Origin of the sequence: Pseudomonas sp. GXM4, assembly GCF_008923895.1 — a bacterium.
Taxonomy (GTDB): Bacteria; Pseudomonadota; Gammaproteobacteria; order Pseudomonadales; family Pseudomonadaceae; genus Aquipseudomonas; species Aquipseudomonas atacamensis.
Genome location: NZ_WBRZ01000030.1, coordinates 12445 through 34917, shown reverse-complemented (window position 1 = coordinate 34917; position 22473 = coordinate 12445). Strand labels below are relative to the sequence as shown.

The 22473-nt window shown below is 60.5% G+C and carries 20 protein-coding genes; 11 read left to right on the top strand and 9 right to left on the bottom strand.

All coding sequences use genetic code 11. The features are described from left to right. Window positions 1-20: 20 nt before the first annotated feature. From adk to F8N49_RS07010, 6 genes are all read left to right on the top strand, one after another. Window positions 21-671 carry an adenylate kinase gene (adk, locus tag F8N49_RS07035; protein WP_071174520.1) on the top strand — a complete coding sequence of 217 codons (651 nt, stop codon included), beginning with the start codon at window positions 21-23 and terminating at the stop codon, window positions 669-671. A gap of 95 nt (window positions 672-766) precedes the next feature. Then, window positions 767-1441 carry a tRNA (adenosine(37)-N6)-threonylcarbamoyltransferase complex dimerization subunit type 1 TsaB gene (gene tsaB / locus F8N49_RS07030; protein WP_122691757.1) on the top strand — a complete coding sequence of 225 codons (675 nt, stop codon included), beginning with the start codon at window positions 767-769 and terminating at the stop codon, window positions 1439-1441. A 307-nt stretch (window positions 1442-1748) separates the two neighbouring features. Then, a complete protein-coding gene (locus tag F8N49_RS07025; RefSeq protein WP_042606956.1) occupies window positions 1749-2057 on the top strand; it encodes a hypothetical protein in 309 nt (102 codons plus the stop codon). Continuing rightward, on the top strand, window positions 2057-2917 hold the full coding sequence (locus F8N49_RS07020; protein WP_110645882.1) for a DUF72 domain-containing protein: 861 nt from the start codon (window positions 2057-2059) through the stop codon (window positions 2915-2917). The genes F8N49_RS07025 and F8N49_RS07020 overlap by 1 nt, the downstream gene beginning before the upstream one ends. Before the next feature lie 30 nt (window positions 2918-2947). After that, window positions 2948-3784 carry an oxaloacetate decarboxylase gene (locus F8N49_RS07015; RefSeq protein WP_071174523.1) on the top strand — a complete coding sequence of 279 codons (837 nt, stop codon included), beginning with the start codon at window positions 2948-2950 and terminating at the stop codon, window positions 3782-3784. 2 nt (window positions 3785-3786) lie between these two features. Continuing rightward, window positions 3787-4479 (top strand): extensin family protein, encoded by a 693-nt coding sequence (locus F8N49_RS07010; protein WP_122751935.1) that lies wholly within the window; start codon window positions 3787-3789, stop codon window positions 4477-4479. 3 nt (window positions 4480-4482) lie between these two features. On the opposite strand, the gene F8N49_RS07005 is transcribed toward F8N49_RS07010, so the two are convergent. Next, window positions 4483-5103 carry a hypothetical protein gene (locus F8N49_RS07005; RefSeq protein WP_056783179.1) on the bottom strand — a complete coding sequence of 207 codons (621 nt, stop codon included), beginning with the start codon at window positions 5101-5103 and terminating at the stop codon, window positions 4483-4485. Between the two features lie 93 nt (window positions 5104-5196). Between F8N49_RS07005 and F8N49_RS07000 the strand changes: the two genes are divergently transcribed. After that, window positions 5197-5979 carry a class I SAM-dependent methyltransferase gene (locus F8N49_RS07000; protein WP_151551055.1) on the top strand — a complete coding sequence of 261 codons (783 nt, stop codon included), beginning with the start codon at window positions 5197-5199 and terminating at the stop codon, window positions 5977-5979. 132 nt (window positions 5980-6111) lie between these two features. Here the strand turns inward: F8N49_RS07000 and F8N49_RS06995 are convergent, their stop codons facing one another. Continuing rightward, window positions 6112-6765 carry a TetR/AcrR family transcriptional regulator gene (locus F8N49_RS06995; RefSeq protein WP_122751938.1) on the bottom strand — a complete coding sequence of 218 codons (654 nt, stop codon included), beginning with the start codon at window positions 6763-6765 and terminating at the stop codon, window positions 6112-6114. Between the two features lie 94 nt (window positions 6766-6859). Between F8N49_RS06995 and F8N49_RS06990 the strand changes: the two genes are divergently transcribed. The 3 genes from F8N49_RS06990 (at window position 6860) to F8N49_RS06980 (ending at window position 13008) form a co-directional block, all read left to right on the top strand. Continuing rightward, complete coding sequence (locus tag F8N49_RS06990; protein WP_151551054.1) at window positions 6860-7960, top strand: efflux RND transporter periplasmic adaptor subunit; 1101 nt, start codon at window positions 6860-6862, stop codon at window positions 7958-7960. A 6-nt stretch (window positions 7961-7966) separates the two neighbouring features. Further along, entirely contained in the window at window positions 7967-11035 is a 3069-nt protein-coding gene (locus F8N49_RS06985) for an efflux RND transporter permease subunit (protein WP_041478146.1), read from the top strand. Window positions 11036-11616: 581 nt separating this feature from the next. Continuing rightward, the gene (locus tag F8N49_RS06980; RefSeq protein WP_122610713.1) at window positions 11617-13008 is read left to right on the top strand and encodes a Fic family protein; all 1392 of its coding nucleotides are present in this window, start codon (window positions 11617-11619) and stop codon (window positions 13006-13008) included. Here F8N49_RS06980 and F8N49_RS06975 read toward each other — a convergent pair. The 3 genes from F8N49_RS06975 to plsB are packed head-to-tail and all read right to left on the bottom strand — an operon-like array spanning window position 13005 to window position 16674. Next, the gene (locus F8N49_RS06975; protein ID WP_125925183.1) at window positions 13005-13694 is read right to left on the bottom strand and encodes a DUF4197 domain-containing protein; all 690 of its coding nucleotides are present in this window, start codon (window positions 13692-13694) and stop codon (window positions 13005-13007) included. The genes F8N49_RS06980 and F8N49_RS06975 overlap by 4 nt on opposite strands. A gap of 23 nt (window positions 13695-13717) precedes the next feature. Next, window positions 13718-14116 carry a YbaY family lipoprotein gene (locus tag F8N49_RS06970; RefSeq protein WP_122751942.1) on the bottom strand — a complete coding sequence of 133 codons (399 nt, stop codon included), beginning with the start codon at window positions 14114-14116 and terminating at the stop codon, window positions 13718-13720. A gap of 56 nt (window positions 14117-14172) precedes the next feature. Beyond that, entirely contained in the window at window positions 14173-16674 is a 2502-nt protein-coding gene (gene plsB / locus F8N49_RS06965; RefSeq protein ID WP_151551053.1) for a glycerol-3-phosphate 1-O-acyltransferase PlsB, read from the bottom strand. Between the two features lie 236 nt (window positions 16675-16910). On the opposite strand from plsB, the gene F8N49_RS06960 reads away from it, so the two are divergent. Then, window positions 16911-17120 carry a cold-shock protein gene (locus F8N49_RS06960; RefSeq protein WP_016771489.1) on the top strand — a complete coding sequence of 70 codons (210 nt, stop codon included), beginning with the start codon at window positions 16911-16913 and terminating at the stop codon, window positions 17118-17120. 90 nt (window positions 17121-17210) lie between these two features. On the opposite strand, the gene F8N49_RS06955 is transcribed toward F8N49_RS06960, so the two are convergent. The 4 genes from F8N49_RS06955 to F8N49_RS06940 form a co-directional block, all read right to left on the bottom strand. Further along, entirely contained in the window at window positions 17211-17588 is a 378-nt protein-coding gene (locus F8N49_RS06955) for a hypothetical protein (protein ID WP_016771488.1), read from the bottom strand. Between the two features lie 75 nt (window positions 17589-17663). Further along, complete coding sequence (locus F8N49_RS06950) at window positions 17664-18473, bottom strand: putative RNA methyltransferase (protein WP_151551052.1); 810 nt, start codon at window positions 18471-18473, stop codon at window positions 17664-17666. Further along, entirely contained in the window at window positions 18473-19624 is a 1152-nt protein-coding gene (gene dapE, locus F8N49_RS06945; RefSeq protein WP_071174532.1) for a succinyl-diaminopimelate desuccinylase, read from the bottom strand. Before dapE ends, F8N49_RS06950 begins: the two co-directional genes overlap by 1 nt. Before the next feature lie 210 nt (window positions 19625-19834). Continuing rightward, window positions 19835-22426: a glycosyltransferase gene (locus F8N49_RS06940; RefSeq protein ID WP_073476079.1), complete on the bottom strand. Its 2592-nt coding sequence runs from the start codon at window positions 22424-22426 to the stop codon at window positions 19835-19837. Window positions 22427-22473: the final 47 nt, after the last annotated feature.

Below are 22473 nucleotides of genomic sequence, written 5' to 3'. Positions count from 1 at the left end.
AAAAATTGAGGAGCACATCGATGCGCGTCATTCTGCTGGGAGCTCCCGGGGCCGGTAAAGGTACTCAGGCAAAGTTCATCACCGAGAAATTCGGCATTCCGCAAATCTCCACCGGCGACATGCTGCGTGCTGCGGTCAAGGCTGGCACTCCACTGGGCGTGCAAGCCAAGAGCATCATGGATGCCGGCGGCCTGGTGTCGGATGACCTGATCATCGCGCTGGTCAAGGACCGCATCGCTCAACCTGATTGCGCCAACGGTTTCCTGTTCGACGGCTTCCCGCGCACCATTCCGCAGGCTGAAGCGCTGGTCACTGCCGGCGTCGAGCTGGATGCCGTGGTCGAGATCGCTGTAGAAGACGACGAAATCGTTCAGCGCATCGCCGGTCGCCGTGTTCACGAAGCCAGCGGCCGCGTTTACCACATCGTCTACAACCCGCCGAAACTGGCTGGCAAGGACGACATCACCGGCGAAGAGCTGGTGCAGCGCAAAGACGACACCGAAGAAACCGTACGTCATCGCCTGTCGGTCTACCACTCGCAGACCAAACCGCTGGTAGAGTTCTACCAGAACCTTTCCACCAACAACGGCGGCAAGCCAAAGTGCAGCCACATTGAAGGCGTGGGTTCGGTTGATGCAATCACCACCAAGGTGCTGGCCGCGCTGAGCTGAAAAGTCTGATCGGCTGCATCATCCACGGCCCGCTTGCGGGCCGTAGTTGTTTATACTGACGCACTTTTTTCCCCACCCCTGTCTTGGAAACATCGATGAGCACCTTGCTGGCCCTGGACACCGCGACTGAAGCTTGCTCCGTTGCCTTGCTGCATGACGGCAAGGTCACGAGCCATTACGAGGTGATCCCGCGTCTGCATGCGCAGAAGCTGCTGCCGATGATCCAGCAATTGCTCGCCGATGCGGGTACCACGTTGCAAGCTGTCGACGCGATTGCCTTCGGCCGTGGCCCGGGCGCGTTCACCGGTGTGCGCATTGCCATCGGTGTGGTGCAGGGTTTGGCCTTTGCTCTGGATCGTCCGGTATTGCCGGTATCCAACCTTGCCGTGCTGGCGCAGCGTGCCTTTCGTGAGCAGGGTGTAAGCCAGGTCGCGGCTGCGATCGATGCGCGGATGGATGAAGTGTATTGGGGCTGCTACCGCGAGACGGCGGGGGAGATGCGTCTGGTTGGCGCCGAAGCGGTGCTGCCGCCGGAGGTGGCTGCGCTACCGGCCGATGCCACAGGTGACTGGTTCGGTGCCGGTACTGGTTGGGGTTATGGTGAACGCATTGCGGTCAATCTGAGCGGCTCCGACGCCGGCATGCTGCCCCACGCCGAAGACCTGTTGACGCTGGCGCGTTTCGCCTGGGAGCGCGGTGAGGCGATCCCGGCAGATGACGCCCAGCCGGTCTACCTGCGCGATAAAGTTGCCACCCCGAAAGCCCGCTGAAACCTCCGGGCTGATTTTGTGGCGAGGGGATTTAGCGAAACGTCGCACCGCCCCGTTCGGCTGCGCAGCAGTCGCAAGTCCTGAAAATGCGGCGGCACTGAAAAAATGCAGGGGAGTGCTGCGCACTCCAACGGGGATAAATCCCCTCGCCACGGGTGCATGGGCCATTCTGCAAATCCTGCCAATCGTCAGTTTCCAGCTCCGGTTTTAAACCTTTTGCGCTTTATGTGTTCTAGTTATCACTCGGCGGTTTGCTAAGTCGGTCAAGTGCCGCTAAATTGCCATCATTGATACCGAGCATGACATTATGCGTATAGACGGCGTTTCCACTCAGTCCTACCCCATCAAGCGCAAGCCGCGTAAAGGCAATGCGGCGCTGGATGAATCCGTCGACATCATCGACGGCGAGCTGGAATTCCCGAGCGAAGAGCAGATGGCCGCTCGTGCCGCTCAAGCCACCGCGCAACGCCTGAGCAACCTGCCTGCCCGTCAACAAGACATGATCTACCACCGCGCGATGAAGAAAAGCGTAGCCATGGCCCTGGCCAGCTACCTGAGCACCGCCGGTTTTGTCGATTGGGACGCAGACGTGCTGGGCCTCGATCTGTATATCTGATGGATCTGCCTTACTACCTCGGTTGCCCGTCCTGGAGCGAAAATGCCTGGCGCGAGTATCTGTATCCGGTAGACGCAAAAACCTCCGACTTTCTCGCTCTCTACTGCCAGGTGTTCAACGCCGTCGAAGGCAACACCACCTTCTACGCCAGTCCGTCGCCAGCCACTGTGCAGCGCTGGGCCGAGATCATGCCGGCGCACTTTCGCTTCACTGCCAAATTCCCCGGCGACATCAGCCACAGCGGCGACTTGCGCGAGCAATTGACCGCTGCCGAAACCTTCCTGCAATTACTCAAGCCGTTAGGCGAACGTGTTTCGCCGCTGTGGCTGCAACTGTCGAAAAGCTTCACGCCGCAGCGTCTGCCGGAGCTCGCGGCGTTTATCGATGCGCTGGATTGCCCGCTTGCGGTCGAGGTGCGCAATGAACAGTTCTTCGCCAAGGGCGAGAGCGAACGTCTGCTCAATCGTCTGTTGCTGGATCGCGGTGTCGAGCGCATCTGTCTCGACCCGCGCGCGCTGTTCAGCTGCTTGTCGACCGAGTCCTCGGTGATCCACGCGCAGTCGAAAAAACCGCGTGTACCGACGCGTCCGGCGGCGTTCACGCAGTTTCCGCAGGTGCGCTTCATCGGCCATCCCGAGCTTGAGGCCAACGATGCGTTTCTTGTGCCGTGGGTGGCGAAAGCCGCTGAATGGATCGAAGAGGGCCGCACGCCCTACGTCTTTCTGCATACCGCCGACAACCTGTTGGCAGCGAAACTGGCGCAACGTTTTCACGCAAAACTGATGCAACGTTTGCCTGGCTTGCCCGCGCTGCCTGAGCTATACAGAGAACCCGCCGCCGAGCAGCTTGGCTTGCTCTGAGGCGGGTTTTTTCTGCCCGGGAGCCCGTCGATGAACGTCCAAGTCAGTCAACAGCAACTCCTCAAAGCCCAAGCCTTCAAGGCCCTGCATGATCGCCAGGGGATCTTCGTCATCCCCAATCCGTGGGATGCCGGCTCGGCGAAGATGCTCGCCAGTCTTGGCTATCAGGCCTTGGCCACCACCAGTGCCGGTTACGCGTTTTCTCAGGGCAAAGCTGATGGCGCGTTGAGTCTCGACGAGACCCTGGCCAATGTCCGGGCGATTGTCGCGGCGACGGATCTGCCGGTGGCGGTGGACCTGGAAAACGGCTTTGCCGATGATCCGCTGGAGTCTGCGCAGAGCCTTCTGCGCGCCGCCGAGGCGGGCGCGGTGGGCGGGTCGATCGAGGACGCTACGGGACGTCCGGACGCGCCGATCTATTGCTTCGAACACGCCGTGGCGCGGATTGAAGCCGCCGTCGCGGCGGTACGCACGCTGCCGTTTCCCTTCATCCTCACGGCCCGCGCGGAAAATTACCTGCACGGTAATCCCGATCTCGACGACACCATTCGCCGTTTGCAGGCATTTGCCGAAGCGGGTGCCGACGTGCTCTATGCACCGGGTTTACGCAGCGCCGAAGAAGTGCGCGCAGTGGTGCAAGCGGTGGCGCCGAAACCGGTCAATGTGTTGATGTCTGGCGGTTTGAAGCTGACCGTGCAACAGCTCGAGGAACTGGGCGTACGCCGCATCAGCACCGGCTCGGCACTGGCGCTGGCGGCGTTCGGCGAGTTCTTCCGAGCGGCTGAAGAAATCCAGCAATTTGGCACCTTTGGCTTCACGTCACAGTCGATGCCGTATGCCAAGGCCAATCAACTCTTCAAGGACTGAGCATGGGACGTTGGCTGTTCTGGGGGGTGTTGCTCGCGATCGCTGGTGGCGCGGTGAGTGTCTGGCGTGGTTGGCTGGACGTGCCGCCGCAGTGGAACCCGTGGGCGCCATTGGACATAAAAGCCGCGCCCAACTGGCTGACCGGTTACAAACTCATGCGCCTGCGCAGTGATCCCGAGCTTTGCGCACAGGCATTGAGCAGCTCGGATCTGCGCGTCAGTCCCCAGGCCGACAGTCCGGGCGCCAAGTGTCCGCTGATAGGTGCTCTGCGGGTGCAGGGCGGTGAAGTGGCGCTGAGCAGCAGTTTCATCGCCAGTTGCCCGCTGGCGGTGGCCTACGCAATGTTTGAACACCACACCCTGCAACCGGCGGCGCAATCGGTTTACGGCCAGAAAATCGCGCGGGTCGATCACCTCGGCAGCTTCGCCTGTCGCAATGTCTACAACCGTGAGAGCGGCGCTCTCAGCCGACATGCGAGTGCCGACGCGCTGGACATCGCCGGTTTCCGCCTGGCTGACGGGCGCACGATCAGCGTGCTCAAGGATTGGCCCAAGCAGAATCAGGACGCAGAGTTTCTGCGCCAGCTGCGTGACGGCGCCTGTGAGTCATTCAGTGTGGTGTTGAGTCCGGACTACAACGCCGCTCATCGCAATCACTTTCATGTCGATGTCGGGCGCTGGAGCGTGTGTCGCTGAGAATCAGGCGGCGAGGCGCAGGTTCTGCAGAACGATCGGGCGAGCCCAGCCATTATCGAAGTCCAGAGCTTTCTGCTGCTCGACGATTTCTTCCGGCGGGAACGGCGGGTAAGGCTTCTGCAGCAAGTCCAGATCGAACTCGGCAATCGGCAGGTACAGCGGACGTTTCTGCGGCGCAGGGCCTGGCTCCGGCACTGGCTGGCCATTGTTGATCACAATCGGGCGTACCCAGCTGCTGTCGAAATCCTGTTGCTCTTGCTGGGCTTTGAGCTCTTCCGGCGGGAACGGTGGGAACGGCTTGTCCAGCAGCTCCATTTCGAACTCGGCGATCGGCAGGAACAGTGGCTCCGGCGGGCGAACCTGGGTTTCGACCACGTCGCACTCACGCTGGCTGACGATGTGCGCGTGCAGCTCGCTGCCAACGGTCGGTTCTTCCGGGCTGTTCAGGTCAACCGGTGGAAACGTGCCACAGGCAGGCACCACTTCACTCGTCTGTTCGGCCAGGGCCTGGGCAAAGAAATCCTGCCACAGGTGACTGACGCCGCTCAGTGCTTGAGTGTTATGACGGCTAAAGTCGCCATGGGGCGAAACGTAGCCAATCGATGTGGGAAGAATGCCTGACATTTTTTTCGGTTGACGCTCAGCTCTGGCAAAATGCGCGTTGAATGGTTTATCGGCGGTTTTTGTCGATCCTTAACTTTTTTGAGCGTTTTTTTCATGATCGAGTCACCTGCGGCCTGCCGCATCCATGTCCAGGCCCTCGCCCCGACGTTTCAAGCGCAAGCCGAACACTGGGCCGAACGTCTTGGCCTGCCGCTCGGCGAGGCGCACGGTGAGTTCGCCTTGCAGGTCGGCGAGCAGGGTTTGCAGTTGCAGCAGCTCGGCCCGGATGCGCCTGGGCCGGTGCGGGTCGACTTCGTCGAAGGCGGCGCGGCGCATCGTCGTTTGTATGGCGGCGGCAGCGGGCAGATGATCGCTAAAGCGGTCGGCATCGCCCAAGGCGTGCGTCCGCGCGTCCTCGATGCCACGGCGGGGCTGGGCAAGGACGCATTTGTGCTGGCCAGTCTCGGTTGTGAAATGAGCCTGATCGAGCGTCAGCCGCTGATCGGCGCACTGCTTGAGGACGGCCTGGCCCGGGCGGCAGAAGATTTCGATGTAGCGCCGATCGTGGCGCGGATGAAATTGCTCAAGGGCAATTCCATCGAAGTGATGCGCAGTTGGGAAGGGGAGCCGCCGCAGGTGATCTACCTCGACCCGATGTTCCCGCATCGCGAGAAAACCGCGCTGGTGAAAAAGGAAATGCGCCTGTTCCGCCCGCTGGTGGGCGATGACCCGGATGCCCCGGCCCTGCTCGAAGCCGCACTGGCCCTGGCCACGCATCGGGTGGTAGTCAAACGCCCGCGCAAGGCGCCGTGCATCGAAGGGCCGAAACCGAGCCATGCGCTGGATGGCAAATCGAGCCGGTATGACATTTATCCGAAGAAAGCGCTGAAGTCCTAGAAGCAGCTGCAAGCTGCAAGCTACAAGCTACAAGCTACAAGCTACAAGCTACAAGCTACAAGCTACAAGCTACAAGCTACAAGCCAGAGCCAGAGCCAATTCACTGCTTTTGCTTTTTCTTGCAGCTTGCAGCTAGAAGCTCGCAGCTGCTCCTCCCCCATAGGCCCTGATAAACAACCCCACCACCTCCCGCACATGCCGTTCCGCTGCCTCTCCGGTCAGCGGCTCGCCGCAGCCGTACAACAAACGAAAATTTCCCGCCCCTTTGATCAGGCAGAAGAAGTGCTCGGCGGCATTGCGTGGCTGGTCGATGCTCAGCGCGCCGGTTGCATGGATTTTCGTCAGCAGACCTTCCATGCCGTTGACCACGCGCTCGGGGCCGGCCTCGAAGAAGATCAGCGACAGCTTCGGATCCTGGCTGCCCAGCGCCATGATCAGACGGTGCAGGTTCACCGATTCATCGCTGTTGATCAGGTGGTGGAAGCCTCGGGCAATGTTCAGCAATACATTTTCCACCGGGATGCCGTCCGGCAATTCGAAGAACAGCGGTGGCAATTGTTCCTCGCATTTGGCGACGACGGCGGCGGAGAACAGCGTCTCCTTGTCGTTGAAATGGCTGTAGACCGTCAGCTTCGACACGCCGGCCTCGCTGGCCACCGCGTCCATGCTGGTGTTGGCGTAGCCATGGCAGAGAAACAGGGTTTTCGCCGCATCGAGGATTGCCTGGCGTTTGGCCAGATCCTTGGGGCGGCCCGGGCCGTTTGGAGCTGAAAGATTGTTCGACATTCTTCGCTTTTAATACTGGACTGGTGAGTTTGCTATTAATACCATACCCGCCAGTATAAATATTCCAAGCCTCATTCGCGAAAGGTCCGTCACCATGTTCCGCCATGCGTTGTCCTTTGCCGTGCCAGTCAGTCTGGCGTTCCTGTTATCGGCGTGCGGTCAGGAAGAGGTGACCAAAGTCACCGTACGCCCGGCCATGGTGGTACAGCCCGAGCCTTCGGCGCAGGCGATGGAAAGTTATCCGGGCGAGGTGCGTGCCCGTTATGAGCCTGATCTGGCATTCCGCATCGGCGGCAAAGTCAGCCGACGACTGGTCGACGAAGGCCAGCGCGTCAAGGCCGATCAGCCCTTGGCCGAACTCGATCCGCAGGATGTGCGCCTGCAACTGGAAGCCACCCGCGCGCAGGTTGCCGCCGCCGAGGCCAATCTGAACCTGGTCCGCGCCGAACGGGATCGCTATAAAACCCTGATGGATCGGCAGATGGTCAGCCGCTCGGCCTACGACAACGCCGAAAATCTATATCGCTCCGGCGAAGCCCGCCTTAAACAAATCAAAGCCGAATTCAACGTTTCGACCAACCAGGCCAGTTACGCGGTGCTGCGTGCGCCGCAGGATGGTGTGGTGGCCAAGCGTTCGGTGGAAGTCGGTCAGGTGGTCGCTGCCGGGCAAACCGTGTTCACCCTCGCCACCGATGGTGAGCGCGAAGTGTTGATCAGCCTCCCGGAGCAAAGCTTTGGCCGCTTCAAGGTCGGTCAGCCGGTTACCGTGGAATTGTGGGCACAGCAGGATCAACGCTTCGCCGGGCAGATCCGCGAGTTGTCGCCGTCCGCCGATCCGCGCTCACGCACTTTTGCTGCGCGTATCTCGTTCACCAGCGGCAAAGTCCCGGCTGAACTGGGGCAGAGCGCCCGGGTGTTCGTGCAAGCGGCTGACAGTGTCTCGCTGTCCATACCGCTTTCCGCGCTGACCGCTGAAAACGGCGCGACCTACGTCTGGGTGGTCAACGGCAACAACACGTTGAAGAAAACTCCGGTACGGGTCGGTCCGTTCGGCGAGAAAAGCGTGGCGGTGCTCGAAGGCTTGAATGCCAGCGACTGGGTGGTGGCTGCCGGCGTTCACGTATTGCTCGACGGCCAGCAGGTGCGACCAGTGGATCGCTCCAATCGTGTGGTCAATCTGGCGAACAAGGAGTAAGCCCCAATGCGCTTCAACCTCTCCGAATGGGCGTTGCGTAATCGCCAGATCGTGCTGTTCCTGATGCTTTTGCTCGCCGTTGTCGGCGCGTTGTCCTACACCAAACTCGGCCAGAGCGAAGACCCGCCGTTCACTTTCAAGGCCATGGTCATCCAGACTCGCTGGCCCGGTGCGACCGCGCAGGAAGTCTCGCGCCAGGTTACTGAACGGATCGAAAAGAAGCTGATGGAAACCGGCGAGTACGAACGCATCATGTCGTTCTCACGCCCCGGTGAATCCCAGGTCACCTTTATCGCCCGCGACTCGATGCACTCCAAGCAGATCCCTGACCTCTGGTACCAGTTGCGCAAGAAGGTCGGCGACATTCGCCAGACCCTGCCGCCGGGGATCCAGGGGCCGTTCTTCAACGATGAGTTCGGCACCACCTTCGGCAATATCTATGCGTTGACCGGCGACGGTTTCGACTACGCCGTGCTCAAGGATTACGCCGATCGCATCCAGATCCAGCTGCAGCGGGTCAAGGACGTCGGCAAGGTCGAACTGCTCGGCCTGCAGGACGAGAAAATCTGGGTCGAGCTGTCCAACGTCAAGCTCGCCACCCTCGGCTTGCCGCTGGCGGCAGTGCAGCAGGCGCTGGAGGAACAGAACGCGGTGTCCACGGCGGGGTTCTTCGAAACCGGCAGCGAGCGCTTGCAGCTACGCGTCTCGGGGAATTTTCAGACAGTCGATGAGATAAAGAACTTTCCGATCCGTGTCGCCGATCGTACGTTCCGCATCTCCGATATTGCCGATGTACGTCGCGGTTTCAGCGATCCACCGGCGCCGCGCATGCGTTTCATGGGCGACGATGCGATCGGTCTGGCCGTAGCGATGAAGGACGGCGGCGACATTCTGGTGCTGGGCAAGGCGCTGGAGGGCGAGTTCTCGCGGATCCAGAAAAACCTCCCGGCCGGCATGCAGTTGCGCAAGGTGTCCGATCAGCCGGCAGCGGTAAAAACCGGCGTCGGCGAGTTCGTCCAGGTGTTGGTCGAGGCGTTGGCGATCGTCTTGCTGGTGAGCTTCTTTTCCCTCGGTGTGCGCACCGGCATGGTCGTCGCGCTGACCATTCCGCTGGTGCTGGCGATGACCTTCGCTTGCATGTATTACCTCGGCATCGGCCTGCACAAGATTTCCCTCGGTGCGCTGGTGCTGGCGCTGGGCTTGTTGGTGGATGACGCGATCATTGCCGTGGAAATGATGGCGATCAAAATGGAGCAGGGCTTCGACCGCATTCGCGCGGCGAGTTATGCCTGGACCAGCACCGCATTCCCGATGCTTACCGGCACGCTGATCACCGCCGCCGGCTTCCTGCCGATTGCCACTGCGCAGTCCGGCACCGGTGAATACACCCGCTCGATTTTCCAGGTGGTGACCATTGCCTTGCTCGCGTCGTGGGTCGCGGCGGTGATGTTCGTACCGTATCTGGGGGAAAAGCTCCTGCCGGATCTGGCGAAAATTCACGCGGCAAAACACGGTACTGGCGATGGTCAGCCGGATCCGTATGCCACGCCGTTCTATCAGCGCGTGCGGCGTCTGGTGGAGTGGTGTGTGGCGCACCGAAAGACGGTAATCGTGCTCACCGTGGGCCTGTTTATTGCCTCGGTGATGTTGTTCCGCTTTGTGCCGCAGCAGTTCTTCCCGGCTTCGAACCGGCTGGAGTTGATGGTCGACCTGAAACTGGCCGAAGGCGTTTCGCTGGCCAACACCACCAGTGAAGTCAAACGCCTCGAGGCGCTGCTCAAGGAGCACGCCGGCATCGACAATTATGTGGCCTATGTCGGCACCGGTTCGCCACGCTTTTATCTGCCGCTGGATCAGCAACTGCCGGCGGCGAGTTTTGCCCAGTTTGTGGTGTTGGCAAAAACCATTGAAGAGCGTGAAGCGCTGCGCAGTTGGTTGATCGAAACCCTCAACGAACAGTTCCCGGCTCTGCGTTCGCGGGTCACTCGCTTGGAAAACGGGCCGCCGGTTGGCTATCCGGTGCAGTTCCGCGTTACCGGTGAACACATCGAAGAAGTCCGTGCATTGGCGCGCAAGGTGGCAGCAAAGGTTCGCGAGAATCCGCATGTGGTCAACGTGCACCTGGACTGGGAAGAACCGAGCAAAGTTGTTTATCTGAACATCGATCAGGATCGCGCCCGCGCCCTCGGTGTGAGCACCGCCAATCTGGCGAAATTCCTGCAGAGTTCGCTGGTCGGCTCGACCGTTAGCCAGTACCGCGAAGACAACGAGTTGATCGAGATTCTGCTGCGCGGTACCGTGCACGAGCGCACTGAGTTGTCGTTATTGCCGAGTCTCGCGGTGCCGACCGATAACGGCCGCAGTGTGGCGTTGTCGCAGATTGCCACGCTGGAATATGGCTTCGAGGAAGGCATCATCTGGCACCGCAACCGCCTGCCGAACGTGACCGTGCGCGCGGACATTTATGGCAAGGAACAACCGGCGACGCTGGTCAAGCAGATCATGCCGACGCTGGACCCGATTCGCGCTGAGTTGCCCGATGGTTATCTGCTGGATGTCGGCGGCACGGTGGAGGATTCCGAGCGCGGGCAGAAGTCGGTGAATGCCGGGGTGCCGATGTTCATTGTCGTGGTGCTGACCTTGCTGATGGTGCAGTTGCGCAGTTTCTCGCGTACGGCGATGGTGTTTCTCACCGCGCCACTGGGCCTGATCGGGGTGACGTTGTTTCTGATGGTGTTCCGGCAGCCGTTCGGGTTTGTGGCGATGCTCGGGACCATCGCGTTGTCCGGGATGATCATGCGCAATTCGGTGATTCTGGTCGATCAGATCGAGCAGGATATTGCATCGGGGCTTAAGCCCTGGCAGGCGATTATCGAGGCTACGGTTCGGCGCTTCAGGCCGATTGTATTGACGGCGCTGGCGGCTGTGCTGGCGATGATTCCGCTGTCGCGCAGTGTGTTTTTCGGGCCGATGGCGGTGGCGATCATGGGTGGGTTGATTGTTGCGACTGCGCTGACGCTGTTGTTTTTGCCGGCGTTGTATGCGGCCTGGTTCAGGGTGCGTAAGGAGGCTTGAGGTTTTTGTGTCGTGGCGGCCTTCGGGCCGACCATGACTTGGGGGTTTTGGGTGTATATCCGGTGCTGTGGGTGGTGCGGCTGGCGGTTTCGCCCTTACGGCGAGGCACTTTTTCCAGACGCCGAAAAAGTACCCAAAAAGGCTTGCTCCTGCGTTCGGCCCTTGCAGGCTCGGGTTCCTTCGCTCCGGGACTGATCCGGGCGCAGCGGCTACGGTTTGCTTCGCTGCACCTCCTTCCGCTGTGTCTGGCTGCGCCAGACGGTCGCTGCGCTCCCACGCCCAGATCAATCCCTCCACTCAGCCTTCCGACGTCGCCGGTGGATCAAGATCAAAAGCAGTACTCGAGCTTGCGCTCATTGTTGAGTGGGGCGGCTTCGCCGCGGGCAGCTTCGCTGCTTTGATTTTGCTTTTGCTTTTGTGGGAGCGAGCTTGCTCGCGAAGGCGGCCTGACAGCCAATTCATTTCGAATCGCCAATTCACGCTGCCTTCCTACAGGTTTTTCAGAATCCTCCGATCTTGAGGCGCTGGCCGTCCAATGCTGTACTCCGGGTTCTGCTTTTCCGAGTCCTTGAGTCTGTCTGATGAAGAAACCACCGACATTAGCCGGCAGAACGGATCCTGTTTTCGACCTGTTGGCCCGCTCGCCACACAAGCAACGACTTGCGGATTATCTGGCGCTGCTCAAGCCGCTCGATGATCAGGGGCGCTACTTGCCATTCGAGGCGTTGCGCTTTCGCTGGGCGGTAGGGTTGGACGCGAACCTTTGTTGGGCGTTGGTGAAGAAGGCGCGGGCGGCCCAGTACATTCATTTGTTGCCGTTGGGCGAGCCGGTGCAGTGGGGCAAGTACGTGCCAACGCCGTTGGCGCAAAAAACCTTGGCTGTGGTGGATCGTTACGCCAGTACGGCCGCGCTGGATTACATGACCAGTCAGATCGGCGAGCGGGCGCATTTCTCCTGTCTGCTCAATGACCTGATCGAAGACGAAGCCATCGCCAGTAGCCAGTTGGAGGGCGCGGCGACTACCACGCGCGTAGCCAAGGACATGCTCAAGCATCAGCGCCAGCCGCGGACGCCAGATGAGCGCATGGTCATGGGTAATTATCGAATGATGAATTTCGCTTGGGAAAAGCGTTATGAACCTCTGAGCATTGAGCTGATTGCAGAGATCCATCGAGTGGGTGTGGAGGGGATCGATGACGAGCAGTATTCCCCCGGATTGTTCCGGACCAATGATGAGGTGGTTGTTCAGGATGGTTCAGGCAACACCGTGCACCGACCACCTCCTGCTGCAGGATTGGTTGCGCGGTTGGCGAGGTTGTCCGCCTGGATCAACCGGCCCGCTGCCTCGATTCTGGACAAAAATTATCTGCATCCACTGATCAAGGCCGTGACGCTGCATTTCGCCATGGGTTATGAACATCCATTTCGCGACGGTAACGGACGGGTCGCGAGAGCCTTGTTTTACTGGTTCATGTTCAAACATGAGTTCGCGGCGTTTCGCTACATTGCGATCAGTCTGCTGCTGCGCAATGCACCGGTGAAATACGGACGCTCCTACCTGCACACCGAGGCAGACGAGCTGGATCTGACTTATTTCATCGAGTTTCAATGCGCGGTGATTTTGCGAGCCGTGGTCGGTTTTATAACTGTGTACCGCAAGAGTCTGGCAGACACTCAGGACTTTGAGCGCTGGCTGACGAGCTCTGGCGTAATTGCTCAACTGACGGAACGGCAGCGCGCGGTTTATCAGGTGGCTAAAAGCGGGGAGGCGAAGGAGTTTACGGCGAGCAATGTCGCGGAAAATTTTTCCTGCTCGGGTAGCGAGGCGGCGTCGATTCTGGAAGAGCTGGACCAATTGCAGCTTTTTGAGAGAAGGAAGATGGGGCGGGAGTGGGTGTTTTTTTTACGTAGTTCTTTACGTGGAGGCAAGCATGGGAGCGAATTGAATCGCCCCCATGTTGTAACGACTTAAAGCGTACCAAACACCTTCTTCGCCAGACTCGTCGCCGCAGCGGCCGGGTTCTGACGTATCGTCTCTTCCTGCTTGCCGATCATCTCGAACAAACCATTGAGTGCCTGTTCGGTGACGTAGCTTTCAACGTTGGCGCTCTTGGCGTCGACGACACCGAAAGCCGCAGCTTGACCTGCAAAGGCGTTGTATTTCTGCGCGACGCCGACCTTGTCGGTGGCTTGTTTGACGATGGGCAGGAATTTCGCGCGGATCTGTTCGCGGCTGGATTTGTTCAGGTACTGGGTTGCGGAATCGTTGCCGCCGCTGAGGATGCCTTTGGCGTCGGCCACGCTCATTTTCTTCACTGCATCGACGAGGATTGGCTGGGCCTGGGTCACGGCGGATTCGGCGGCTTTGTTCATCGCGGTTTCCAGTTCTTCGACCTGGGCGCCCATGCCGAAGGCTTTCATCTTGCTTGCGGCTTTGCCGAGTTTGCCTGGCAGTTCGATTTTCACTTCGGGGTTATTGCTGAAGCCGCCCGGGGTGCCGAGTTGTTTCACGGCGATCTGGGCGCCTTGGGTCAGGGCGTCCTTGAGGCCGCCGGTGGCGTCTTGCTGGGACAGGTCGCTGAGCGACAGGGCCAGGGCGTTGGCGGAGATCAGCAAGCCGGCGCAGGCAGCGGCGAAGCGAAGGGTAGGGCGGCGCATGGCGTCTTCCTTTGGCGAGTGGATTAACGAACGGCGTCGACGCGGATTTTCAGCGGCTGCGGGTCGTTGCCGTCGAGTTGCACGGCGTGGTTTTCGGTGGTGATGAACATCAGCTCGCCGTTGACTTCAATGCGCGCGCTGACCGAGTAACGGTGGCCGGATTTGACCTGCGCCGGATCGTAGCTCAAATGGAATGGCAGCGGCACCTGGCCTTTGATCGGGCTGTTCTGTTCGGCGAGGACGATGGCCGGTGCATCGGCCAGCGACACATCTTGCAGGCTCACGCTCAGGGTCGCGCTCGGGGGCAGGGCGATGCGTTGCAGGTAGAAGACTTCGCCGTCGAGGCTGGCCTTGCCGGCGGGTGTGGTTGATTGGCAGGCGCTCAGCAGGGTGGCGGCGGCGAGGGTCAACAGTTTTTTCATGGGTGAATCTCCTTTCAATGTGGGAGCGAGCAGGCTCACTCCTACAGGGATTTGCGTCAGGCTTCCGGCAACGCGGTAACTTGATCCGCCGCATCTTCACTGCGGTGCAGCGCGACCTGGCGGATCGACAGGCGAATCTCCGCCGGCAGCACGCGCTTGGCCGCGCCTTCGGCCAGCTCGCCGAGCAGTTCGTGGTAGCTGAGCTTGCCGGCTTCGTCGCGGCGCAGGACGTCGAGGTCGAGCAGGGTCTGGATGAAGTGGCGGAACAGACTCTTGTCGAAAAACTCTGGGGCGTTCAGGCCATGGAGGATCGACAGACGCTGGGCCATCACTGTGCACAGATCTTCCAGCTCTTCGGCGCTGATGCTGTTCTGGCCGCTGTTGAGCAGCAAAGATACGGTCATGTAGAACCGCTGCAGGGTCTGCGCGATGCTTTTCGACAGTAGTGTCAGCAGCACGAAATGCCGCGAACTCGGTGCCGGGCGCAGGTAAACGTCCTTCTCGAAACGCAGCAGGCCCTGCTCGACGAAGGCTTCCAGCCACTGGTCGATCACTGCATCTAGTTCGTCCAGGCTCCAGCGGATGAACAGCTCCGATTGCAGGTACGGATACAGCGCGCGGGTGTAGCGCAGGATCTGCTCGCGGCTCATGCGCGAGGTGCTCTGGAAGAAACTCGCCAGCAACGACGGTAGAGCGAAAATGTGCAGGACGTTGTTGCGGTAGTAAGTCATCAGGACCGCGTTCTGCTCGTCCAGATACAGAATCTTGCCCAGCGCATCGTTCTGCTCGGCGAGCAGATCCATGTCTTTCACATGCTCGATCAGCGCCCGGCCATCGCCTTCCGGCAAGGTGGTGTGCGGCGAATACGGGACTTTGCGCAGCAGCGCCAGATACAGGTCCAGCACCCGCGCCATGGCGCGATCATCCAGGGCCAGACGCGTGGTCGACAGCAGAGCCAACGCCACCAGATTCACCGGATTGATCGCCGCCGCTTCGTTGAGGTGGCGGGCGACTTTCTCGCCGAGGCGGTTGGTGGTTTCGTTGAGCCACGCAGGTTTGAACTGCGGGCCGAGCTCCTGCCGGCGCCAGTCCGGTTGCTCGGCGTCGAGAAACTCCGCCAGTTTGATTGGCTCGCCGAAGTTGACCGCGACCTGACCGAAGCGCTGCTTGAGCGCGCCGATCACTTTGAAAATATCGAAGATCGATTCTTTTTTCTTGCTCGCCCCACGCAGTTCGCCGAGGTAGGTGCGGCCTTCGAGCACGCGCTCGTATCCGATGTACACCGGCACGAAGACGATCGGCATCCGCGACGAACGCAGGAAACTGCGCAGGGTGATCGCGAGCATGCCGGTTTTCGGTTGCAGCATGCGCCCGGTGCGCGAGCGCCCGCCCTCGACGAAATACTCGACCGGGAAACCTTTGGTGAACAGCGTGTGCAGGTATTCGTTGAACACCGAGGTGTACAGCGGATTGCCCTTGAACGTGCGGCGCATGAAAAACGCGCCGCCACGGCGCAGCAGGCTGCCGATCACCGGCATGTTCAGGTTGATCCCGGCGGCGATGTGCGGCGGGGTCAGGCCGTTGCGGAACAGCAAATAGGAAAGCAGCAGGTAGTCGATGTGGCTGCGGTGGCACGGCACGTAGATCACTTCGTGACCCTGCGCGACGTTCTGCACGCCCTCGATGTGGTTGACCTTGATGCCGTCGTAGATCTTGTTCCAGAACCAGCTCAGCACCACTTCGAGAAAACGGATCGCAGTGTAGGTGTAGTCCGAAGCAATCTCGTTGCCATAGCGCAGGGCCTGAGCCTTGGCCTTTTCCGGGGAGATTTTTTCGCGCTCGGCTTCGTCGAGGATCGCCTGTTTGACCAGCGGCTGGTTGAGCAGGCCTTTGACCAGATTGCGCCGGTGGGAAATGTCCGGGCCGATCACCGCAGCTTTGAGATTGCGGAAGTGCACGCGCAGGATGCGCTGGGCCATGCGCACGGTGCGCTCGTGGCCCTTGTTGTGATCGATCAGTTCGCGCAGGTGAATCGGCGCGGAGAACTGCACGCGGGTTTTACGCCCGAGGACGATGATGCTCAGCAGTCGGCGCAGACGACCGGTGACCGCCCAGCTGTCAGCGAACAACAGTTTCCATGGACTGTTTTCGCTGTCTGGCGACTGGCCCCAGAACACGCTGACCGGAATGATTTGCGCGTCTTCGGCAGCGTTCTGCGTCAGCGCGCTGACCAGGCGGGTGAGAGTCGGCGGCGCGCCGCGTTTGTCCTGGCGACCGAGCCAGTCCGGGTCCGGTGTCAGATAAAAAAACGCCGCAGGTTCGATCAGCGTACCGACCGACACAGCCAGCACCGGGCGTGGCAAACCGGCCTTGGTGCACTCTGTGTCAACCACCGCCAGATCGGTCAGCGAGGGGTTTTGCAGGACGTAGAACACCGGACGACTGCGGTCGAGGTTGAGGGTGAACGACGACTGATTGATGGTCTCGGAGCGAACCCAGAGATACAACAGGCGGCGCAGGGTGCCAAACACAAGACGGCGGAACGGGGAACGGGTCATACGGCTTCTGCGTGAGTGAATAAAACCGAGCAGGCGCTCGGGGCGGACAGTTTGCCGTATTAGGCGAAAATCGGCAAAAAAGCGCCGAAGTAATCTCCTGTTGAGAGTTTCTTCACCTGTCATATACTCGGCGCTCTGTTGCCGGTGCCCTGTCATGGACGTCGGACGCAGGCTGACGTTCCTCGAAGGCTTTCCTGCGAAAAGCCCGTTCAATAATAAAAAAGGAGTATGAACAGATGGCAACACGCGAAACCGGCAACGTGAAGTGGTTCAACGACGCCAAAGGCTACGGCTTTATCCAGCGCGACGACGGCGTGGACGTGTTCGTGCACTACCGCGCGATACGCGGTGAAGGGCACCGCTCGCTGACCGAAGGTCAACAGGTTGAGTACGCGGTGATCACCGGCGAGAAGGGGTTGCAGGCGGAAGACGTTGTAGGCCTGTAAAAGCAGCTGCAAGCCTCAAGCCTCAAGCTGCAAGCAGTTCAGCTTGAAGCTTGAAGCTTGAAGCTTGAAGCTTGAAGCTTGAAGCTGCCGCTAAGCGGTCTTCCAGGTGATCTCTTCTTCTCCGTCTTCGCTGATGCGAATCCAGCGATCAGCGGTTTCTTCACCTTCTTCTTCGACCCACGTTCCCGGTGCGCAGCGCACCTCGACGTTCAGTGCGGCAAAGGCTGCGCGGGCGCAGGCGATGTCGTCGTCCCAGGGGGTCTGGTCGCTTTCCAGGAACAGGCTGTTCCACTTGCCCACGGCTTTCGGCAGCCAGGTCACTGGCACGTTGCCGGCCTTGCACTTGTACGTCTGGCCTTTCTGCACCCAGTCGCTGCACGGGCCCAGCGCTTGGCCGAGCCAGGCGGCGATGGCCTTGTGGTCGACGTCGGCGTCTTTCAGATAAATCTCGATGTCCGGTTGGCGCATGGATGTCCTCACTGCGGGTCTGAAAAATCCATTCGCGGATTTAGCCGGCCCCGGGCCTTTGCCCGAGACCAAAAGTTATTGAAGAACGAAATAATCGTAGCGCATCGACACGGTGGTCTCGAACGGCTCGGCCTGCTCGATCACCGCCGCACGACGCTCGGCACTGGCACGCCAGCCGTGAGGCGTCATCGCCAACAGGTTGGCGCGGTCCTCGGGCTTGTCCAGAGTCAGCTTGAGTTCCAGGGTTTCGCTGTGCGCCAAGGCCATGCCTGCCGGCACCAGGGCCAGGTGCTTGTCGTCGGTGTACTCGCGCACTTCGTCGTACAGGCGTTCGCGCAATTCCATCAGATGGCCACGGGTCGGGCCGACTTTCATCAGCCCGCCGCCGGCGCTGAGCAGACGCTTGGCTTCCTCCCAATCCAACGGACTGAAGACGCTGGCGAGAAACTGGCAACTGCCTGAAGCCAATGGCACGCGGGCCATGCTGGCGATCAACCAGGTAATCGCCGGGTTGCGCTTGCAGGCGCGTTTGACGGCTTCGCGCGAAATGTCCAGCGCGTAGCCGTCAGCATTGGGCAAAGCCTCGGCGATTTGCGCGGTGTAGTAACCCTCGCCACAACCGATGTCGACCCAGCGCTCCGGCGCATAACTCGCCGCCAATTCAGCCAGACGCCTGGCCACTGGCGCGTAATGCCCGGCGTTGAGGAAATCACGCCGCGCCTCGACCATCGCTTGATTGTCGCCCGGGTCGCGGCTGTTCTTGTGCTGCACCGGCAACAGGTTCAGATAACCCTGACGCGCACGGTCAAACCGATGCCCGGCGGGGCAGACCACGCCGTTGTCGACCGCGTTGAGCGGTTCATTGCAGATCGGGCACGCGAGCATCAGGCGAGCAACTTGATCAGGGTCTGGTAATAGATTTCGGTCAGCACGTCGAGATCGGCTGCCAGCACGCGCTCGTTGACCTGGTGAATGGTCGCGTTGACCGGGCCCAGTTCAACCACTTGCGTGCCCATGGTCGCGATGAAGCGGCCATCGGAGGTGCCGCCGCTGGTCGACGCCTTGGTCTCGCGACCGGTGATGTCCTTGATGCTCGACGACACCGCATCGAGCAGCGCGCCCGGTTCGGTGAGGAATGGCAGGCCGGACAGCGCCCAGTCGATGTGCCAGTCCAGACCATGCTTGTCGAGGATGTCGGCAACGCGTTTCTGCAGGCCTTCGACGGTCGATTCGGTGGAGAAACGGAAGTTGAACACCGCCACCAGATCACCCGGGATCACGTTGGTCGCGCCGGTGCCGGAATTGAGGTTGGAAATCTGGAAGCTGGTCGGCGGGAAGAAATCGTTGCCGTGGTCCCAGTGCTCGGCGGCCAGCTCTGCCAGCGCCGGAGCGGCGAGGTGGATCGGGTTCTTCGCCAGGTGCGGGTAGGCCACGTGGCCCTGCACACCTTTGACCGTGAGCTTGGCGCCGAGGGAGCCGCGACGGCCGTTTTTCACCACATCGCCGACCAGCGTGGTGCTCGACGGTTCGCCAACGATGCACCAGTCCAGACGCTCCTTGCGCGCGACCAGACGCTCGACCACTGCCTTGGTGCCGTGATGCGCCGGGCCTTCTTCATCGCTGGTGATGAGGAAAGCGACCTTGCCCTTGTGATTCGGATAGTCGGCGACGAAGCGTTCAGCGGCGACTGTCATCGATGCCAGGCTGCCTTTCATGTCTGCCGCGCCACGGCCGCAGAGCATGCCATGTTCGTCGATCACGGCATTGAACGGATCGATCTGCCATGCGGTAACCGGACCGGTCGGCACCACGTCGGTGTGGCCGGCGAAGCACAGCACCGGGCCGTCGTTGTTGCCATGAGTGGCCCAGAAGTTATCCACATCTTCGATGCGCATCGGCTCCAGGGTGAAACCGGCATCGCCCAGGCGCTGCATCATCTGCTTCTGGCAGTCGGCATCGATTGGGGTCACGGAAGGACGGCGGATCAGGTCGATGGCCAGTTGAAGGGTCGGCGATAGGTCGGCGTGGGCCGTCATGGAAAACTCCGGATCATGAATTTGAGCGAGGGCCAATGTGGGAGCGAGCTTGCTCGCGAAAGCGGTGGAACAGGCAACATAAGGGTTGAATGTTACAAAGCCTTCGCGCGCAAGCTCGCTCCCACAGGGATAGGAGCGCGCCCGCAAAATGGCGGTTATCTTAAAGCAAAACGGCGACCATTGGCCGCCGTTTAGTGCTGCGTTGCGGATTTAGACGACCGGTGCCGGCTCAGCCTTGGCCGCAGGTTTGGGCAGCGACGACAGGAACGCCATGATCAGCGCCGCCAGATACGGCAGCGACTGCACCAGCAACATGGTTACCCAGAAGCGCATGTCATTGCTCGGAATGCCCTGCACCAGGAAGATCCCCAGCGCCGCGCCCCACAGCAACAGCATGATGAACAGCTCCTCGCGAGCCTCGCTGATCGCCACCCAGAAACCGTGGTTGTCAGCGTTTTTCGGCGTGCGGAAGAACGGAATGCTGCTGGTGAAGAAACCGTACAGCACCGCTTTGGCGATGGTGTGCGACAACGCCAGCCCGGCCAGTGCCGCGCAGAACGCATCTTTCAGATTCACGCCGACGGCGCGGCGATAAAGGAAGATGATCTTGCCGACCTTGAACACGAAAAGCGCCAGTGGCGGGATCGCGAAAATCAGCAACGGCGGATCGACCCGTTGCGGCACGATGATCATCGCCGCCGACCACAACAGCGCGCCAACGGTGAAGAAGATGTTCATGCCATCGGCGACCCACGGCAGCCAGCCGGCGAGGAAGTGATAACGCTGGCCACGGGTCAGTTCGGTGTCCTTGCCGCGCAGCAGGCTGCGGGTGTGGCGCTTGATGATCTGGATCGCGCCATAGGCCCAACGGAAACGCTGTTTCTTGAAGTCGATGAAAGTATCCGGCATCAGCCCCTTGCCGTAGCTGTCGTGGTAATACGCCGCCGACAGGCCTTTCTCGAACACGCGCAAACCGAGTTCGGCGTCTTCACAGATGCACCAGTCAGCCCAGCCCAATTCCTCCAGCACGGAACGGCGGGTCATGGTCATGGTGCCGTGCTGAATGATCGCGTCACGGTCGTTGCGGGTGACCATGCCGATGTGGAAGAAGCCCTTGTATTCGGCGTAGCAGAGCTTCTTGAAGGTGCTTTCGTTCTGGTCGCGATAATCCTGCGGCGACTGCACCACGGCGATTTTCGGGTCGGCGAAGTGCGGCACCATGTGCTTGAGCCAGTTCGGGTGCACGCAGTAATCGGAGTCGATCACCGCGATCACTTCGGCGTCCTTGGCGGTATGCGGAATCAGGTAGTTCAGTGCGCCGCCCTTGAAACCGGCCAGCGGCGAAACGTGGAAGAACTTGAAGCGCGGGCCGAGGGTTGCGCAGTAATCGCGCACCGGTTCCCACACCGCCGGATCCTTGGTGTTGTTGTCGATGATCAGGACTTCGAAGTCTGGATAATCGAGCGCGGCCAAGGCATCGAGGGTCTGTTTGACCATCTCTGGCGGCTCGTTGTAGCAGGGCACGTGGATCGACACTTTCGGCCGGTAGTCGGAATCGCCCAGCACCGGCAGGAATTCCCGGCGGCGCTTGTGAATCCACACCGCTTCGGCCAGTTCATGGGCCTCGGTGAGCAAGACGATGAATACCCCGAGCGCACCGAGCGCCAGGAGGAATCCGACCGTGAGGCTGAACCACGTGCTGTATTGCTGGCTGTAGTCGTAACCGATGTATACCAGCACCGAACCGCAGAGGAACGCGATAAACGTCAGGAACGTGCGACCGCGCTGGCGCAGCGCCGAGCCGTCGATCATCAGCAGGGTCAGCGACAGCAGCGCCAGCACCACCGAGCCGATGGCCAGCACGCGCCATTGCGGAATCGCCACCACCGGGCCTTCGAAATTGAATTTCTGCTGGCGCGCGGCGTTGAACACGCCCCAGTAGGCGCCGACCGAACCTTCATCGCTGGCCTTCCACGGCTGGTCGAACGCTTCGATCACGAAGTAGTTGAAGCCTTGGCGATTGAGCTTGTTGACCAGCGTGCGCAGATAAATTGCCTGATCTGCCGGCGAGGCATCGGCGCCACCGCGCATGCGACCATTGCTCGGCCAGCCGACCTCGGAGAGCAGCAGCGGTTTTTTCGGAAAGAGTTTTTTCAGATCGCGGGCACGGTCGAAGACGAACTGGCCGGCCTTGTCCACCGGAATGAATTCCCAATAGGGCAAGACGTGGGCGGCGATCAGGTCAACGTGCCTGGCCAGTTGCGGGTATTTCTCCCAGATGTGCCATTGCTCGGAAGTGGTCACCGGTACTTTGACCGCAGCGCGCACCCGATCCAGCAGAACGATCAGGGCTTCCGGGGTGATTTCTTCACGAAACAGCGCCTCGTTGCCGACCACCACGCGCACGACGCTTCTGGAGGTGTTGGCCAGCTCGATGGCTTTGGTGATTTCCCGTTCGTTGCGTTCCTGGTCCGGGCTGATCCAGATGCCGAGGGTGACGCGCAGGCCGAATTCCTCCGCCAGTTTCGGGATGTCTCCAAGCGAGCCGTCGACCGAATAGATACGGATGTTGTCGGTCAGCTTGCTCATGATTTCCAGGTCACGGCGCATTTCATCATCAGACGGATACTGATCCTTCTGTGGGAATTGCCCCTGCTGGAATGGCGAATACGAGAAGCCGGAGATTTGCTGCGGCCAGTTCGGCGCCGTGACCGGGCGATTGACCAGCGCCCAGAAACCAGTGAACAAGGCAGCGATGGCCAGCACCACCACCAGGTTGAGTCCAAATTTACGCGATGACATAGCTGTTTCGGGTTCCAAAGGCTGTGGAACGAAGGATCGGTCGGATA

Bases quoted from the DNA above. Each gene is read 5' to 3' on its own strand.
- F8N49_RS07010 (WP_122751935.1), top strand. From the start codon at position 3,787: ATGGGACGTTGGCTGTTCTGGGGGGTGTTGCTCGCGATCGCTGGTGGC.
- F8N49_RS07000 (WP_151551055.1), top strand. From the start codon at position 5,197: ATGATCGAGTCACCTGCGGCCTGCCGCATCCATGTCCAGGCCCTCGCC.
- F8N49_RS06960 (WP_016771489.1), top strand. From the start codon at position 16,911: ATGGCAACACGCGAAACCGGCAACGTGAAGTGGTTCAACGACGCCAAA.
- F8N49_RS06980 (WP_122610713.1), top strand. From the start codon at position 11,617: ATGAAGAAACCACCGACATTAGCCGGCAGAACGGATCCTGTTTTCGAC.
- F8N49_RS06985 (WP_041478146.1), top strand. From the start codon at position 7,967: ATGCGCTTCAACCTCTCCGAATGGGCGTTGCGTAATCGCCAGATCGTG.
- F8N49_RS07005 (WP_056783179.1), bottom strand. From the start codon at position 5,103: ATGTCAGGCATTCTTCCCACATCGATTGGCTACGTTTCGCCCCATGGC.
- F8N49_RS06995 (WP_122751938.1), bottom strand. From the start codon at position 6,765: ATGTCGAACAATCTTTCAGCTCCAAACGGCCCGGGCCGCCCCAAGGAT.
- F8N49_RS06970 (WP_122751942.1), bottom strand. From the start codon at position 14,116: ATGAAAAAACTGTTGACCCTCGCCGCCGCCACCCTGCTGAGCGCCTGC.
- F8N49_RS07020 (WP_110645882.1), top strand. From the start codon at position 2,057: ATGGATCTGCCTTACTACCTCGGTTGCCCGTCCTGGAGCGAAAATGCC.
- tsaB (WP_122691757.1), top strand. From the start codon at position 767: ATGAGCACCTTGCTGGCCCTGGACACCGCGACTGAAGCTTGCTCCGTT.
- F8N49_RS06940 (WP_073476079.1), bottom strand. From the start codon at position 22,426: ATGTCATCGCGTAAATTTGGACTCAACCTGGTGGTGGTGCTGGCCATC.
- F8N49_RS06950 (WP_151551052.1), bottom strand. From the start codon at position 18,473: ATGCTCGCGTGCCCGATCTGCAATGAACCGCTCAACGCGGTCGACAAC.
- F8N49_RS06990 (WP_151551054.1), top strand. From the start codon at position 6,860: ATGTTCCGCCATGCGTTGTCCTTTGCCGTGCCAGTCAGTCTGGCGTTC.
- plsB (WP_151551053.1), bottom strand. From the start codon at position 16,674: ATGACCCGTTCCCCGTTCCGCCGTCTTGTGTTTGGCACCCTGCGCCGC.
- F8N49_RS07015 (WP_071174523.1), top strand. From the start codon at position 2,948: ATGAACGTCCAAGTCAGTCAACAGCAACTCCTCAAAGCCCAAGCCTTC.
- F8N49_RS06955 (WP_016771488.1), bottom strand. From the start codon at position 17,588: ATGCGCCAACCGGACATCGAGATTTATCTGAAAGACGCCGACGTCGAC.
- adk (WP_071174520.1), top strand. From the start codon at position 21: ATGCGCGTCATTCTGCTGGGAGCTCCCGGGGCCGGTAAAGGTACTCAG.
- F8N49_RS06975 (WP_125925183.1), bottom strand. From the start codon at position 13,694: ATGCGCCGCCCTACCCTTCGCTTCGCCGCTGCCTGCGCCGGCTTGCTG.
- dapE (WP_071174532.1), bottom strand. From the start codon at position 19,624: ATGACGGCCCACGCCGACCTATCGCCGACCCTTCAACTGGCCATCGAC.
- F8N49_RS07025 (WP_042606956.1), top strand. From the start codon at position 1,749: ATGCGTATAGACGGCGTTTCCACTCAGTCCTACCCCATCAAGCGCAAG.